Origin of the sequence: Diplocloster hominis (assembly GCF_032380655.1) — a bacterium.
In the GTDB taxonomy this organism is placed as follows: domain Bacteria; phylum Bacillota; class Clostridia; order Lachnospirales; family Lachnospiraceae; genus Diplocloster; species Diplocloster hominis.
On the sequence record NZ_JAWDIY010000051.1, the window covers coordinates 17,186 to 32,526 of the forward strand.

The following is a 15,341-nucleotide window of genomic DNA, read 5'->3' on the forward strand; positions in this document are numbered from 1 at the left end:
CAACCGCTTTTTATGCTTTAGCGAGACGGATTCCTAATTTACAGTCTCTTCATCAACTCTTCTCTTTCTTTTTCATATCCCGGTTTTCCAAGAAGTGCAAACATATTTCTCTTATAGCTCTCTACACCCGGTTGGTCAAAGGGATTCACGCCCAATACATAACCGCTGATCCCGCAGGCGAATTCAAAGAAGTAGAACAGTTCCCCGAGATAAAACTCGTTTTGCTCTGGGATATTTACCATCAGGTTCGGTACGTTTCCGTCGGTGTGTGCCAATATCGTACCATTCATCGCGCTTTTATTGATAAAGTCCACCGTTTTCCCGGCCAGATAATTCAGTCCGTCCAGATCTACGGGTTCCTCACCCATTACCAGTTCATGTCTGGAACCTTCCACATTCAGAACGGTTTCATACATAATCCTTGAACCATCCTGAATAAACTGTCCCATAGAGTGCAGATCTGTTGTCAAATCCACAGATGCAGGGAATATCCCCTTCTGGTCTTTCCCTTCGCTTTCTCCATATAACTGTTTCCACCATTCCGAAACAAAGTGAAGGCTTGGCTCATAATTAGCTACGATTTCCACCGCTTTCCCTTTTCGAAGCAGAATGTTGCGGACAGCGGCATATTTCAACGCGTCGTTCTCCGTAAACTCGCAATTCAGTGCACGTTCCCTACCGGAAGCAGCGCCTTCCATCAGCTTCTTGATATCCGCACCGCTGACCGCGATGGGAAGCAGTCCTACGGCTGTTAATACGGAATAACGTCCGCCCACATCATCCGGTACCACGAAGGATTCATATCCTTCCTCCGTAGCCAGGTTTTTCAAAGCGCCTCTGGCTTTATCCGTGGTGCAGTAGATTCTGCGGGAGGCTTCTTCCTTTCCATACTTGTCCTCCAGCATCTTCTTGAACACCCGGAATGCAATCGCAGGCTCTGTGGTTGTCCCGGATTTGGATATCATATTAATAGAAAAATCTTTTCCTTCCAGAACATCCATCAGGTCATTAATATACGTACTGCTGATGCTGTTGCCTACAAAATAGATTTCCGGTGTTTTTCTTGTCTCTTTGGAAACCATATTATAAAAACTATGCCTTAAGAATTCAATCGCCGCTCTGGCTCCCAGATAGGATCCGCCGATTCCGATTACCAGCAGGACATCGGAATCTCCTTTGATTTTCTCTGCGGCTTTCTGGATCCGTTCAAACTCTTCCTTGTCATAGTCTACCGGAAGATCGATCCAGCCAAGGAAGTCATTCCCTGCACCGCTTTTGGAAACTAACTGTTCTCTGGCATCCAGAACCAGCTTGCTCATCATAGTCACTTCGTCATCGCGGATAAAAGAGCTTGCTCTCGAGTAGTCGAATGATACTTTGTTTGCCATTCTAATACACCTCTTTTTCTTTATAGTAAAACTATTCATATAAAAATTGTAGCAAATCCGACTCTCTTTATCAAGCTAAATATTCCGTCAGTATCTCCTGGATTACTTCTTCCTCCTGTGCAGCCTGCATCCCTTTTTGCATTTCTTCCTGTCTCTTGCTGCTTCCGGCTGCGATCTGCTCCAGGCTTCGCTTCATACTGGCGATCTCTGTCTCCACATTTGGGTCCATGATCAGCATATTATCATCAGCCATTTCTTCTTCCATGCCGGCCGCCGCTTTTTTCTCTATATATTGATGCGCCAGGCGGTTCGCCATGTAGTTCTCTAAGTATTCACAAACGTTCATATGTACCATATTTTTCTTATACTCCACATCCAGCAAGCCGCTTACTGCCCCAACGGCCAGTATTCCGCCGCCGCCCATAATTAAATATGTGGTTATATTTTGGGTGGGATAGCCATAATAATAGCATAGGAATGCACCCGTGCATCCAAGGAGCAGACAAAGACGCATAGCATTACCCGGAAGCCGTTCCCATCTGTGAAGACGGATACCTAAAAAACGGACTTTGGATAACTGCTTGTCCACAAACAATCCAATATTATTGACTCCCAAATTCAGTTTATAGCAGCTTTCAAATTTCATTTTCATTTTTTTCATCAGTTTGTTGCGTGTCTCCGGTATTTTTCCGGTCACCCTTGCATAGTGGGCGTAACCCAAATGTGCTAATAGTTTTCCAAGAATACCTAAGCCACATACCCCCCATATACAGTAGGTAATAAATCCCCTGCTAATAATTTCCTTCCACATAAATTATTCAATCCCCTTTCGAAATAATTTCCAGATTTTTACAATTCATTATACCGAATGCTGATTGATTTGAAAAGATGCCTGGAAGGAAAATCGTTTTACATTCTTAGACAAGAAAACAAGCCCCACGGCCTGAACCGACAGCGGAAGAGTGCATTCGACCTAATTACCCAGATTAGTACACCCAGCATAACACAAAACCGTCTGGGAAAAGTTCCGTGCTCTGTTTTCGGGCTGGATTAATTTTAAATTATTTGCTATACTTTTACTGATCATAAAGGAGGAATAAATATGACATATAAAACAAGAGGCGTCTGTTCTCAGGAAATCCATCTGGAGTTAGACAACGATATAATAAAATTTGTGGAATTTATCGGTGGATGTTCCGGAAATACGCAGGGAGTGGCACGGCTGGTAACCGGAATGAAAGTACAGGACGCGATTGCTAAAATGGAAGGTATCAAATGTGGTTATAAAAATACATCCTGTCCGGACCAGTTGGCCCAGGCTTTGAAATCAGCTGCAAACCAATCATTGTAAAAGTAAATAATAAGATTCATGGAGGTTCTTATGAAGCGGATAGTCCTCACCGGAGGCGGAACAGCCGGGCATGTCACGCCAAATATTGCTCTGCTGCCGAAATTGAAGGAATTAAATTATGACATACATTATATCGGTTCCTACGAAGGTATTGAGCGTAAGTTAATCGAAGAATTTCAAATACCTTATTATGGGATTTCGTCTGGAAAGCTGCGGAGATATTTTGATCCTAAGAACTTTACCGATCCCTTTAAGGTCGTGAAAGGATATTCGCAGGCAAGGAAACTGCTGAAAAAACTGAAACCGGACGTCGTATTTTCCAAAGGCGGTTTTGTCTCTGTGCCTGTAGTTATGGCCGCAGGCCGCAGCAAAATCCCTGTGATCATCCACGAATCGGATATGACTCCCGGCCTTGCCAATAAATTGTGTATTCCATCGTCTTATAAAGTATGCTGTAATTTTCCTGAGACCCTTCATTATCTGCCGGAAGAAAAAGCTGTGCTCACAGGTTCCCCCATACGGCAGGAATTACTGAACGGGAATAAACTGGAGGCTCTAAAATTTTGTAATTTTACCGCAAACAAACCGGTAATCCTGATCATCGGCGGGAGCCTCGGCTCTACCATCTTAAACGATGCCATCCGCCTGATACTTCCTGAACTGCTTCAGAAATATCAAGTCATTCATCTGTGCGGAAAGGGAAAATTAGATCAGACCCTTACCGGTACGAACGGTTATATTCAATTTGAATATATAAAAAAAGAATTGAGCGATCTGTTCGCTCTGGCCGATATCGTAATCTCCCGTGCCGGTGCAAATGCCATCTGTGAACTGCTGGCCCTGCACAAACCTAATCTGTTAATCCCGCTTTCTGCCAACGCCAGCCGCGGGGATCAAATTCTGAATGCCCGCTCTTTGGAACGTCAGGGCTTCAGCCTCGTATTAGAGGAAGAATCCCTGACCGACCGGAAGCTATTGGAAGCGATTAACAAACTATATGAAGACCGTTATATCTTTATGGATGCTATGTCCAAAAGCGGTCAGACGAATTCCATTGAGCTTATTACGAATTTGATTGAGCAGGCGGTCAAAGAGACCGGTCATAACACACCGGTGTAAATCTGAGCCTTCCTTCAGCCGCGCAGCTGTTTCACCAGTTCATCCAGTTCCTCAGCCGACACTTCTCCTGGTTTCCATGTCAAACCGACTTGATCTTCCGGATATCTGGGGATCAGATGGACATGGAAATGAAATACTGTCTGTCCGGCCAGCGGTCCATTATTTTGCACGATGTTGAATCCTTCGCATCCAAGTACCTCTGTCATATGTGTGGCCATTTTTTTTGCCAGCACAAATGCTTTGGCCGCTATACTCTCATCCAGTTCATAGATATTGGCATAGTGCTCTTTGGGAAGAATCAACGCATGCCCACGGGCCGCCGGCCCCAGGTCGAGAATTACCATAAAATCTTCATCCTCGTAGATGGTTGCTGCCGGAATCTCACCATTTGCTATTTTGCAAAATATACAGGTACTGTCTTTCATTTCAGTTCCTTCTTTCTATGTAAATTTTTAGTATAACCTGTCGATTCATGTCGAATTGTTCTAATTGATATTTCAAAGACCCAATGATAAACTGAAAGAAACGGGGTGATATTATGTTAAGTAAACAAGATAATGAGAAAATGCTGGCTCTTATGGAAGAAAACCCAGATGCCAGAGAAATCATTCAGAAACTTCAGGAATGTCATAAAGTAACCCTCTCCAAAGTATCTCATGAGCTTCGCAATTCTCTGACACTCATTAACAGTTCGATGCAGTTTATTCAATCATCCCATCCGGAAGTAAAAGACTTTCCTCACTGGTACAGTACCATCGAGGATATTAAAAATCTGATCATTCTACTCCAGGATTTATCCGCGATCGGTAACGCCTCTAAATTAAGGTTAAACACCATAGATCCTTATGCTTCCGTAAAAGCCATTCTGGAATCAGCCCGCTCTCTCATTGAAAATAATCATATTCAGCTGGAGTCCGAGTGCGAAGAAAATCTTCCATGCTTCCAGGGCGACGAAGCCAAATTAAGGGAAGCCATTTTCAATCTGATTATAAATGCCTGCGACGCGGTTCACGAAAACGGCTGTATACGAATCCGGCTGTTTAAAGAAGGGTCTTACATTATATTTAAAATAACTGATAATGGCTGTGGTATCGACGAGGCTTCCCAGGAATTGATATTCGAACCCTTTGTGACAACTAAAAAATCAGGCACCGGTATCGGATTGCCTCTGGCCGCTGAAATCGTACGAGCTCACGGAGGCATTCTCACCCTGGAATCCGAATTAGGAAAAGGCTCCACCTTCACGGTAAAGATTCCCTATTAACCTCCTTCGGCCTACTTACATTTTACAAGATTATACCTGGTGTTGCAATGATATTTGCGGCACCTTTTTTTATTTCATTGAAAAGTGCTGCTATGAAACAAAAAGCGCTCCTGGTTGATTTTAAGGGCACTGCCAAAATGATCCCGCTACACAAAATTGCATCGGATATGCGCGATACTGATTTCATCCCCCTGTCTTATTTCCGTCTTTTCATTGGAACCCAGCTGTACTCCATTCAGGTAAGTTCCATTGGTAGAATTCAGATCTGTTATGTAATATTTTCCCTCCTCCATATGAATTCTGGCATGAATACGGCTGACTTTTGGATCGTTCAGCAATACATCCGCATATTCAGGCAGCTTTCCTATGGTCCACCCTTCTCCTTCTTTTAATTGCTGTTCGTACATACCATAACATCCGCAATCCAGTCTGTGAATCATAGAATCCTCCTCGTAAAATAGAAGCTTAGTGCTGCCGTATTCAGTCTCTTCTGCCACCTCTGCTGTCAAAAACTCCTCATCCTGTATATTTTCGTAACCTTTTTCCTCCGCATCCATATCGGTATCCCTGCGTCTTCGGTCCCACAGCCAGGAGAAAAAACCCTCTTTTCTGTCTGAAGCCTCCGCCTGCATTTCTTTTTCCGCAGGTTCTTCCCTCACAGCCTCCTCTTCTTTGTCCCTTACAGGAATATAGCCAGCTTGGTTATCCTGGAATAATTCCAGAATTTGCTCCATATTATAATTTTCTTCCATAGTTTTTTTGTACACCTCATATCCGACGATCACCCCCCGTTCATCCTGATGATCCAGTTTCGCCAGCATATATTCTGCCAGCTGATGAAACCCCTGCACTGCCTCACATTCGAATCCCGGCAGATAACAAAAGAAAAATTCTTTTGTTTCCACATCCATATAAATATATTCCGGCCATAGAACCAACCGGCTGGTATCCAGCAAATAATCTTCCGTTTCATCGAGTGTTTTCATTAAATTCCGGCAGAGGTGATACATATCCTCAAACCCTAAGGCTTTCTTATCATAAATCCCAGCCATAGGCTGTTTGGAACTGATTTCATAATAGAACTGGTTTTTTCCGTTTAAATTTCTCATCTGACATTCCAGAAGTCCTTTCAGATGATTTTCTTCCAGCATACGGATTTCATAAGTATCCTCGCAGCCGTCTTCATATTTATCCAGTATCAGATAATTATGATTCAGATCCCGCCTATATTCACCGTGTATCTGTTCCATTTGATCCATTTGTTTCATGCGCCATCCCTTCCAGTTTTCTGATATTCCTGATCCATCCGGCCGGGTCTCTAACCTGGGCCGTCCTCTCCACAGACACGATACCATCCCTCCCGCCTATTATTTCAGTCACAAACGGAAGCCCCGGTATTACAATTTTTCCTGAAAAGGAAACTGTAGTTTTTTTCTTCGTCACATCCAAATCCATATTCATGAATTGTACGCATAGGGTTCTCCCATTCAGCCGTCCCTCTGCTTTCTCATACAGTTCTTGCTCGATCTCCTGTATATCCCTGCATTGCGTTCCCGCCAGGCTGCCTTCTAATGCCAGCTGCCAGGCTAAGTTATCCAGCACAGCCAGATCCGATAAATAAAATGCAAGATAGAGTACCAGCACCAGGATACCCAAAATAGCAGGAAACAAAAAAGCCGCTTCGACCGTGTAACTGCCTTTCCATGATTTGTTACGTTTATTTTCTATTTTCAGACTGGAAAATTTTATTATATACATGATCCGATATTACCTTCCTTTTTCATCCTCCAAGGAACAGCATACTGCCATATCCCAACAGCAAAAAGGGAATAAAGGGTACTTCTTGATTTCGTTTTGCTTTTTTTGTAAGCAGTAGTATACCGGAAAATAAAGCAGATAAGATAAACCCTGTCATACAGAGCTGCAGATTTCTCCAAAACCCCAGATAGATACCCGTTATGATAAGCGCGATCCCATCTCCAATCCCTATTGCTTCCTCCGTTATAAAGGCCAGCAGTATGATGCCTCCGCCAACCAGCACTCCACCAAGCATATCCCCGAAGGCTTGTTCAAAGATAAAATGCCATGTAATCCCAATCAGCCCAAAAGCAGCCGATATCCACAGAGAAACTTCCCTTCTAAATAAATCTAAAATTGTACTGATCCCCAAATAACTGCCTACCAAAATTTCAACATGCCCCATCTCTATACCCACCTTTTTCTTCCGTTCCCTTTCTTCCTTCCTTTTCTTCCGTCTCTTTCTTCCGTTCCCTTTTCTTCCGTCCCCTTTTCTTCATCCTTTCCCAGCAAGTCTCCTATGCATCCCCATTCTTTCCTTATCCACCACATCTGGAACAAGGCCGGTAATCCTCTGCCTGGGAAATAGGAATTGCCAATATCCCTCTCTTTAATCCGCTGCACTCCGACGTTGTGTGATAACAGTTCCCTGTGTTGGTAATAAATATACGCCCATTCAGGATCGTCCTGCTGCCACACTTTTCACAGGCACTGAATCTTCGCCCTTCCGTATTTCTCAGTTTGGATAAATCCTGGTATTTTGCAGACCGAACAGTCAGATCAATATGGCTGCATTCAGACGACTTATGGTAAACCGTCCCCTGCTCCGTAACATATACGATCTGCTCCTCTTCCTTTTCACATATTTCAGGCTCATAACCGGTCCATCCCCGGGTACAGGCTCTTTGCACCACCGGAATTCCAGGCAGGCCTATTACATTATACGGAAGCTTTAACGTGTAGCGAACTACCAGATCCACCCGATCCGCGTCATCCAGTGTATCGGACAAGAGACAGGAAATTCCCGCCTTCCCACCTTTAATCATGGAAAAATCCAGATCCGACTGATTCATATAATCCTTCAGCTTACTATACGCATAAATCTGCGTCAAATCTCCTTTGTAAGCATATTGAGACATATGCAGACTGGTTTGCACAGCCGCATCCTGAATTTGCCTTTGAATCCGCAGCGCTTCCGTAAAACACATCATACTCAGCAGGACAAACAATACGAATGGCAGAATCACTGCAGCCTCCGCAGTCATACTCCCACGCACGGAGGTGCACAGCGATGCCCTTAACCTTAGCAGGAGTTTCGGCACTCTCGGGTAAAGTACCTGTCGCGATTGGAGACATGTATTCCTTTTATTACGGGTAAAGAGCATCGCTGTGCACCTCCTTTACAATCCATACCCATACGTACGGTCAATGGTTATTACATGCCGTTCCTGACCTTTTCCCGGCATTCTGAAATATAGAAAAATACGGGGGGCTGAAAATTTCAAGTGGACTCTCATGGTTTCTGCGCAGTTATCTATTCGGAAATTCGGGAAGTCATCCAACAGGCGTATCCGGCTTTCGATCAGATCCAGTGTCCGCATAGTTTTCTTTTCCCGATTCTGGGTCAGCAGCAGTATACGAAGATAATCCTGATAAGAAATCCCCTGGTCACTTTCCTGGTTCCAGGTGGCTGCTGATTTCATCAGCGGTACCTTCTTCCCCTCCAGAAGGGCACTGATATCATCCGTACTCTCCTGAAACGCCCAGGTCATCAAGATACCGATTTTAGCTGCCTCAATAAGCGGCGGAATACCAGTAATCCCCACCAAAGCTGCTGCCAATGTATATGCTTCTTCCTGCTTCTGTACATCCTTCTGCAGATATAAAAAATTAAGAGCTTCGCGAATGACCAATAATCGGTTCACTACATATTCCAGATTCTGAATATCGCTTTCTTTCCCTGCAAGTACGTATTCCACCGCATAATTCAGACAGTCTTCCCCGCCTCCGTCCGTATAATCAGGAAACTTCTCCAGCAGGTATTCATCGAAAATAATATCCGTCAAAATATTGGCCTCCGGGTCAGTACCTCCCTCTCCTTTATTCAGCTTTCTGTGTGAGGGATACTGCAGAATATCCGCTCTGTTATGTGACACTTCATTTGGTTCGGCCAAAACCAACTGCAGGGGGCTCAGCATTCGCAGCTCTTCTACCGATTGGATCGGATTTTCCGGTGTATCATTCTGAATTTCACTGCCCGCTGTGCTCTGGCCCTTATTTTCGGATGCGGCCCTATCCTGCTCCTCTGCTGCTTTCTTCCAGTCATCAGCCTGTTTTTTTTGAGCATCGGCATAATCTTTTTCGATCTCACCCAAGTTCTGGGATTGTGTCCAACCTGTTATACGGGTGAGGAGGCCGGCAAAAAAAGTAATACCCGAAGTACCCTTTTGATATTCCACACACTGCCGGTAAAAACCGGCCCCTCCGGAGTCTGTGGCCAGCACAAATTCACCGCATCCTGTCTCTTCCAGTCTCAGCCGCCACATATCCGTACTTTTCAGAAAGGGTCTGCCTGCAGACGGCTCCAGATTCCAGCCTATGGCTGACTGCAGCCTCTGCAATATCCGGCTCTCCGAAAACTCTTTGTCTCCGTAACCGCCGTCCAGGTAAAACACATCGTATTTTTCCAACAGTTCCCGATGGTACTCAGCAAATATGGAATCCATCCCCATAAGGCCCACATTTTCAGCGTGGACTTCCAGCAAGGTGGTTCTGGCCACCTCTGTAATCGTACCGAGCAGGCTTAAGAGCAATACCAGAATCAGGCTGAAAAAAACTGTGATTTGACCGCTCAGACATCTCTTTTCATACGGTGCTGCTCTGCCTGACAATTTTCTCAAATAAATCCCCCACCAGCGATGTCAGCTGGTCCTTAAAAATGAAGATGAGTCCCAGCAAAACAAGTAAGATTAGTATGATCTCTACCGTTCCAATTCCTTTCTGATTATCCATCCATTTTTTCCATAAGCTCATATGTTTTTCCTTTCTAATTGTCTATATTCCCATACCCGAACCATTAATATTGAAAAGCGATCAGAGCCGGTGCCATCACGATAATCAATACCACCACCAGCATCAGAAACATGGGAACCAACAACCGTGTTCCGGCCTCCTCCCCCAGTTTCTTAGCCTGTGCCTTTCTCTCTTCCAACGACTCCTGGACTTCCGTCTCCAGTATCTTCTCCAGACCGGCATTCCCCTTCTTCATATTCTGTATCAGCAGGGAAGAAAACTTCATATATCTCTGAACCCGGCACCGTTTTCCAAAATTCTGATAGGCCCGCTGTTCCGGAATACCTCCCTGGATTTCATAATAGGCCAGGAGCATTTCTTCATAAGCATGCCGTTTCACAGACGCCTGTTTTTCCTTTTTCTCCCGGTAATCCACTGCGACCTTTCCAAACGCGGTACGAATGTTCATACCTGCTCCCAGCAGCAGAGTAATTTTGCTGACCAGCTCCGGATAATCCATCAACATCTGTTTTTTTCGTTTTTCCTCCTGATTTTGTAAATCCTTCTCTTTCCCGATGAAAACCAGAACTGCTGCCACCACACTTAACAGAATAATCTTCCAGCTGTTGCTTTCGGTTCTTTCTCTCCATTGAATTGCGACTCCATCCATCTGAACCGGCAGCTCCAGTCTTTCCCCCTCCCGGCTGCTTTCATCCAATATTTGAATCTGGTTCTCCAGGCTGCGCGCCAGCTCCTCCTCAGGAGAATAGTACGGCGGCAGTACACGTATATTCTTTTCATACATAGCTCTTTGATTCTGACAGGTCATCTCTGCCTGAAGAAGAACCTCCTCGCCTTCCTCCCGTATATTCTCGTTATGTATCCTGCCAGATGATTCAACGATCTTGTAATTACTGGTGTGCCATTCCAGCTGGATCTCTCCGTTTTCCAGATCATAGGGCAGATTTAGATCCGTGCGCACTGACTCCATAGACTCATTCAGTCCCAGAATTTCCGAATCCAGTATTGACATTGCATGTGTTATAAGCTGCTGAAGTTCCTCTTCCTGCCTTGCCTGCCGGGACACCTGGATCGATACCGGAATTATTTCTTTTTCTATCACAGAATCCAAGTCGTATTCTTTTTTCCCGGTACCAAAACCACCGCGTTCTATGAAATGCCCCTCTACCAGAACGCTGTCCAAAGATTCCTTGAAACCGTTTAACAATACCGCAATCCCGCCGGCAAATAGAACCAGCAGCAGAAGCGAAAGCTTTATATAATAGAAATCACGCTTATCTTTACCGGCCGCCTTCTTACCTGCCCGATAAAATGGTTTCAGATAGAATGGCAGATCCTGCGGAACCTCTATCCCTCTGCTTATCCATATCATCCATAAAAAAAGTACTACGATCATACCACCTAAAGCCATAGCTATACCTCAATATCCACGATCTTTTTTCCCATATAAAAGGAAACTCCGTAGATTAACAGGCATACACTCATAATGACCGTGCCAAGGGGATTGTGATACAGAATATCCAAGAATCCCGGGGAGCTGATCCCCACATAAAGAATAATCAGAAAAGGAATCCAATTCATAATACGTTGTTCTAACTGTTTTTCCGAAAGCATTGTTGTAATTTCACGTTTTACCTCAATCTTATCCGACATTCGGGTTACCGTATTTTTTATAATTTCCACCAGATCACCACCGCTGCGTTTCGCGGTAGAAAACACTTCAGCAAAACTCTTTACGTCATCCAGACCGCTGCGCGCCGCAAAATCCTCCAGTATTTTTTCTACCGTCCCATTCATTTCCAGCTGGTGGATCATAAATCCGAATTCCCGCACAATCAGCCGGTCCCTGCCATAAAGGACCTCCAGATCCCGATACGCCTCCCGGAAAGAGTTTTCCACCGAGAATCCGGCACTCAGCGCCGCCGACAGGGCCTGTATCCCCTCCCGGAACTCCAGATTCAGCATCTGCTGCTGTTTCTTCGCCAAATCCTTTCGTTTTTCCATATAGAAAAAGTATAGCATCGGGCTCAATAATAGAACTGCCAGAACGGATCTGTAAAACAGATAGCCGATCAGGCTTAGCACTGCGATTCCCTCAGCACCGTACCGAATCCAATCCCTTCTTGTAAATCGATAACAAGTATAATCAAGACTGGTAATTATTATTCTGTGATGTCGTCCTCCAGTTTGATTCCGGCATTTGACAATTTTAGCCGGTTGCTCAGAGGATGTCTTTTTATGAGGCATCCTTTCACCCCTCCTTCGCTGGTCCTTCCTTCCTCCACATATTCATACAGACACTGTGTCCGTATCTCCTCCTGGCAGTCCAAAACCTCTGTAATCTCCAGCACCTTTCTGCTTTTATCCCTCAGCCTGCCCAGGTGTACTAATATATCAATTCCCGATGCTATCTGTCTTCGTATTGCCGGAAGAGGCAGGTTCATCCCCATCATAACCATTGTTTCCAGTCTGCTGAACATATCTTTGGGGCTGTTGGCATGTCCGGTGCTCAAAGATCCGTCATGACCTGTATTCATCGCCTGCAGCATGTCCAATGTTTCCGCGCCTCTTACCTCTCCCACGATTATCCGGTCTGGTCTCAAAATAATATAGAGAGTTTCTTATATAATATAATAATACACTATTTGTAAACCAACTGTTAATCAAGTTAGGAAGAATAATAATTTTACCGTCAAAACCACATCGATATCCAATGCCTATTTGCAAGACATACAAGTAATACAAAAATGCGGTATGATCACAATTACCATATCCGGTACAGCTAAAAAAGCATACACAGATACGTCAAATTATGTTGTGCTCGGTACACTACCGGCTAACTGTTGTCCAGTAACTACGTACACGATAGGATCGGTGCAATCCAATGCCATTCTTGGAATCAGTGCAAGTGGTCAAATCCAATTATCTGCTTTAGGTGGAGGATTTAACACATCGAACTGGGTAACTATCTGCCTTACTTATGTGGCCAAATGATCATTTGGCTAATCTACAATCCATGAAAGACTAGAAAATATTTTATCTGCAAAGAACGTATTTGTGTCGGTGTTATAACAAAATAGTATCCCGGTATTATCTATCCAAGTAACAACATTTTTACTGGATGTTCCGCCGATTATCCTGTGGCTGGGTTTATCAATAGTCGGTAGTGTGTATCCCCCTGTGGATATCGCAGTATTACTGATTAGCAACAATCTGTTTTTACCGTTGCGCTTTAATATGATCCCGCTTTCCAAAACGGTAGTGGTGGTCGATAAATTATTATTTGACTTGCAATCTCGCCGAAAAAGCTTCATACTGTAGCCAATGGAGGGTATGATCATGAAAATTGGGCAAAAACTGGCCGAATACCGTCATGCTGCCGGCCTAACGCAGAGCGAAGCCGCAGATCAGATACATGTCTCCCGGCAATGCCTCGGTAATTGGGAGACCGGACGCCGGGAACCGCGGATCGGGGATGTGGTGCAGCTCTGTCGAATTTATGGGATTAGTTTGGAAAAACTTGTAGAATTAGAATTCTCAAACGAATTTTAGAATGATATTCCCCGGCCAGTGATGACCGGGGAATTTTGCGTATTACATCAGGCTTGTGATAGTATTCGGTCCGCAAAGACCATCTATCTTCAATCCTGTCGCCCTCTGGCGCTTCTTGACCGCATTTTCCGTCGCAGGTCCATATTCACCATCCTCTTTCAGCCCGGCGCCTGACAGCTCGTTCAGGCGCTTCTGTGCCCAATCTACGGTGACCCCTGAGCTACCTCGCCGCAGTACAACCTTTCCGATCGCGGCCATGGTCTTGGGGCCGGCTTTCCCGTCCTCTTCCAGCGGTTTCCCCTCGCCATCTCGGTATCCATCCATATTCAACGCATTCTGCAACGCCCTGACCTCTGGCCGGCCAGACTGCGTGGGTTCCGGGACATCTTCCGCAGATTCAAAATCCACATAAAATTCATTAAGATCAACTTTGCCGCTGATACCGGGAACCTTTCCAGATGAAGATTTCTGCCAGATGGCGCAGGAACGCTTCTCCGAATCACTTAACCTGGAGGTGTAACGGGAGTACCACAGATAGGCGTCGATCCGGTCGATGTCGAAATAGTTTTTCAGATAGTCTTTATTGGAGTATAAGAGCGGGTTGTATCCGGCTGCAGCGACTTCCTCGCAGAATACCCGGGCCATTTCCGTTGCCTGACCGCGGTCGATCTGGACTCCTATCTTCTTCGCATACTCGATTGAGTCGTATTCCAAGTCATAAGCAATCGGGCAGCGGGACCGGTATTTCCCGACAACCTCTATGGCCCAGCGCGCCTCCTGGCGGGCCATGTCCACATCAAGTGGATACCCAAACCAGTAAGCACCGAACGGGATACCGTGGTCGATACAGGCCTGCGCATAGCGGTCGAAAGCTTTGTCGATGTTGTTCTGGCCGTACCCTGCCCGCAGGATGACATATTCTATACCGGCCGCTTTCAGTTTGGAAAAATCGACGTTCTTATTATGGTAGCTTAGATCTATTCCTAAATACATGACTTATTCCCCCTTCCTGGCCTGCTTGACAAGCTGATCTGCATAGGTGCTTAGGCCGGCTGTCAAAATACCTTGTGTAATCCCCACAAACAATCCCATTGCAACGTCCTGCCCAGAGCCAAAGCTGGATGTCGCGAACACCCACAAACCGCATAAAACTACTGCAACAGCGCCGTTGATAAAAGGGATATATTTATCTTTGATCGTCTGGCTCTTCTTGATCCCTAAACCTAAAAAGTATACCACTACGGCAACAATAATCAGTTCCGGTTTAACATAATTCATAATATCCATGTTCATCTCTCCTTTTCTTTCAGGCTGGTTGGCAGCTCTTTCAGCTCCTCAACCAGCTTTGTGATAGTACCGTTTCCCCCAAGGGCGTGGTACTGTTTATACATTTCTTCCACGTTTTCCAACGCATAAATCGGGCAATATCCCTTGTCTTCGTGATAGTGGTTATACGCCTGTAAGATTCGATCCCGGAGCAATGCCCGCAAGCCAGCGCGGATGGCAATGGTTTTTGCATATACGTATCCCAGGGCCGGTACCATTGCCGCAAACAGCCAGCCCACCCAATTATCGATGATATACTTTGCTATCTGGTCAATATCAATCAAGTCCTTTCTGTGCAATATAAAACCGGCCCCTGGTCGGAGCCGGTCGAAACCGATTATCTCAATTTTTGTCTTTCACCTCCTCATTCTGCCTACCACCTCTTTCTTCTTTAAATAATAATTTAGCCGGTTTTAAAATCAGATCCGGTACGGTCACGTCACTTACTATTCCGGCTGCGGGAGCAGACGGTGCAGCCGGGAAGCTTACTGGATCTATAAATATATCCGGG

18 protein-coding genes and 1 pseudogene are annotated in these 15,341 nt (G+C 45.1%); 4 read left to right on the forward strand and 15 right to left on the reverse strand.

The window, feature by feature from the left end; translation table 11 throughout:
* Positions 1-38: 38 nt before the first annotated feature.
* A complete protein-coding gene (locus ABC831_RS24700) occupies positions 39-1,388 on the reverse strand; it encodes a glucose-6-phosphate isomerase (RefSeq protein WP_343250736.1) in 1,350 nt (449 codons plus the stop codon).
* Positions 1,389-1,458: 70 nt separating this feature from the next.
* Positions 1,459-2,049, reverse strand: a complete 591-nt coding sequence (locus tag ABC831_RS24705) for a hypothetical protein (protein ID WP_343250737.1) — start codon at positions 2,047-2,049, stop codon at positions 1,459-1,461.
* A gap of 441 nt (positions 2,050-2,490) precedes the next feature.
* On the opposite strand from ABC831_RS24705, the gene ABC831_RS24710 reads away from it, so the two are divergent.
* Positions 2,491-2,739, forward strand: a complete 249-nt coding sequence (locus ABC831_RS24710) for a TIGR03905 family TSCPD domain-containing protein (RefSeq protein ID WP_343250738.1) — start codon at positions 2,491-2,493, stop codon at positions 2,737-2,739.
* Between the two features lie 30 nt (positions 2,740-2,769).
* A complete protein-coding gene (locus ABC831_RS24715; RefSeq protein ID WP_343250739.1) occupies positions 2,770-3,858 on the forward strand; it encodes an undecaprenyldiphospho-muramoylpentapeptide beta-N-acetylglucosaminyltransferase in 1,089 nt (362 codons plus the stop codon).
* 14 nt (positions 3,859-3,872) lie between these two features.
* Here the strand turns inward: ABC831_RS24715 and ABC831_RS24720 are convergent, their stop codons facing one another.
* On the reverse strand, positions 3,873-4,283 hold the full coding sequence (locus ABC831_RS24720) for an HIT family protein (protein WP_343250740.1): 411 nt from the start codon (positions 4,281-4,283) through the stop codon (positions 3,873-3,875).
* A 113-nt stretch (positions 4,284-4,396) separates the two neighbouring features.
* Between ABC831_RS24720 and ABC831_RS24725 the strand changes: the two genes are divergently transcribed.
* Entirely contained in the window at positions 4,397-5,122 is a 726-nt protein-coding gene (locus ABC831_RS24725; protein ID WP_343250741.1) for a sensor histidine kinase, read from the forward strand.
* 146 nt (positions 5,123-5,268) lie between these two features.
* Here ABC831_RS24725 and ABC831_RS24730 read toward each other — a convergent pair whose 3' ends face one another.
* The 9 genes and pseudogenes from ABC831_RS24730 to ABC831_RS24770 all read right to left on the reverse strand — a co-directional run.
* Positions 5,269-6,390, reverse strand: a complete 1,122-nt coding sequence (locus ABC831_RS24730) for a DUF6382 domain-containing protein (RefSeq protein ID WP_343250742.1) — start codon at positions 6,388-6,390, stop codon at positions 5,269-5,271.
* On the reverse strand, positions 6,353-6,880 hold the full coding sequence (locus ABC831_RS24735) for a TadE/TadG family type IV pilus assembly protein (RefSeq protein ID WP_343250743.1): 528 nt from the start codon (positions 6,878-6,880) through the stop codon (positions 6,353-6,355). Before ABC831_RS24735 ends, ABC831_RS24730 begins: the two co-directional genes overlap by 38 nt.
* A gap of 22 nt (positions 6,881-6,902) precedes the next feature.
* Positions 6,903-7,337: an A24 family peptidase gene (locus tag ABC831_RS24740; RefSeq protein ID WP_343250744.1), complete on the reverse strand. Its 435-nt coding sequence runs from the start codon at positions 7,335-7,337 to the stop codon at positions 6,903-6,905.
* 121 nt (positions 7,338-7,458) lie between these two features.
* Positions 7,459-8,166: a hypothetical protein gene (locus ABC831_RS24745; protein WP_343250745.1), complete on the reverse strand. Its 708-nt coding sequence runs from the start codon at positions 8,164-8,166 to the stop codon at positions 7,459-7,461.
* A 153-nt stretch (positions 8,167-8,319) separates the two neighbouring features.
* Positions 8,320-9,819 (reverse strand): DUF5702 domain-containing protein, encoded by a 1,500-nt coding sequence (locus ABC831_RS24750; protein ID WP_343250746.1) that lies wholly within the window; start codon positions 9,817-9,819, stop codon positions 8,320-8,322.
* A complete protein-coding gene (locus ABC831_RS24755; protein ID WP_343250747.1) occupies positions 9,785-9,952 on the reverse strand; it encodes a Flp1 family type IVb pilin in 168 nt (55 codons plus the stop codon). Before ABC831_RS24755 ends, ABC831_RS24750 begins: the two co-directional genes overlap by 35 nt.
* A 43-nt stretch (positions 9,953-9,995) precedes the next feature.
* Positions 9,996-11,363, reverse strand: coding sequence for a type II secretion system F family protein (locus tag ABC831_RS24760; protein WP_343250748.1), 1,368 nt, complete (start codon positions 11,361-11,363; stop codon positions 9,996-9,998).
* Positions 11,364-11,365: 2 nt separating this feature from the next.
* Positions 11,366-11,956 carry a type II secretion system F family protein gene (locus ABC831_RS24765; protein WP_343250749.1) on the reverse strand — a complete coding sequence of 197 codons (591 nt, stop codon included), beginning with the start codon at positions 11,954-11,956 and terminating at the stop codon, positions 11,366-11,368.
* A 158-nt stretch (positions 11,957-12,114) separates the two neighbouring features.
* Positions 12,115-12,555 (reverse strand): annotated as a pseudogene (locus tag ABC831_RS24770) (ATPase, T2SS/T4P/T4SS family); the annotation flags it as partial.
* Positions 12,556-13,291: 736 nt separating this feature from the next.
* Between ABC831_RS24770 and ABC831_RS24775 the strand changes: the two are divergent.
* The gene (locus tag ABC831_RS24775; RefSeq protein ID WP_343250750.1) at positions 13,292-13,504 is read left to right on the forward strand and encodes a helix-turn-helix transcriptional regulator; all 213 of its coding nucleotides are present in this window, start codon (positions 13,292-13,294) and stop codon (positions 13,502-13,504) included.
* A 42-nt stretch (positions 13,505-13,546) separates the two neighbouring features.
* On the opposite strand, the gene ABC831_RS24780 is transcribed toward ABC831_RS24775, so the two are convergent.
* From ABC831_RS24780 to ABC831_RS24790, 3 genes are read right to left on the reverse strand one after another with little or no spacing between them, the layout of a single operon-like run.
* The gene (locus ABC831_RS24780; RefSeq protein WP_343250751.1) at positions 13,547-14,497 is read right to left on the reverse strand and encodes a GH25 family lysozyme; all 951 of its coding nucleotides are present in this window, start codon (positions 14,495-14,497) and stop codon (positions 13,547-13,549) included.
* A gap of 3 nt (positions 14,498-14,500) precedes the next feature.
* Positions 14,501-14,791: a phage holin family protein gene (locus ABC831_RS24785; RefSeq protein WP_343250752.1), complete on the reverse strand. Its 291-nt coding sequence runs from the start codon at positions 14,789-14,791 to the stop codon at positions 14,501-14,503.
* Between the two features lie 2 nt (positions 14,792-14,793).
* On the reverse strand, positions 14,794-15,114 hold the full coding sequence (locus ABC831_RS24790; protein WP_343250753.1) for a hypothetical protein: 321 nt from the start codon (positions 15,112-15,114) through the stop codon (positions 14,794-14,796).
* Positions 15,115-15,341 lie beyond the last annotated feature (227 nt).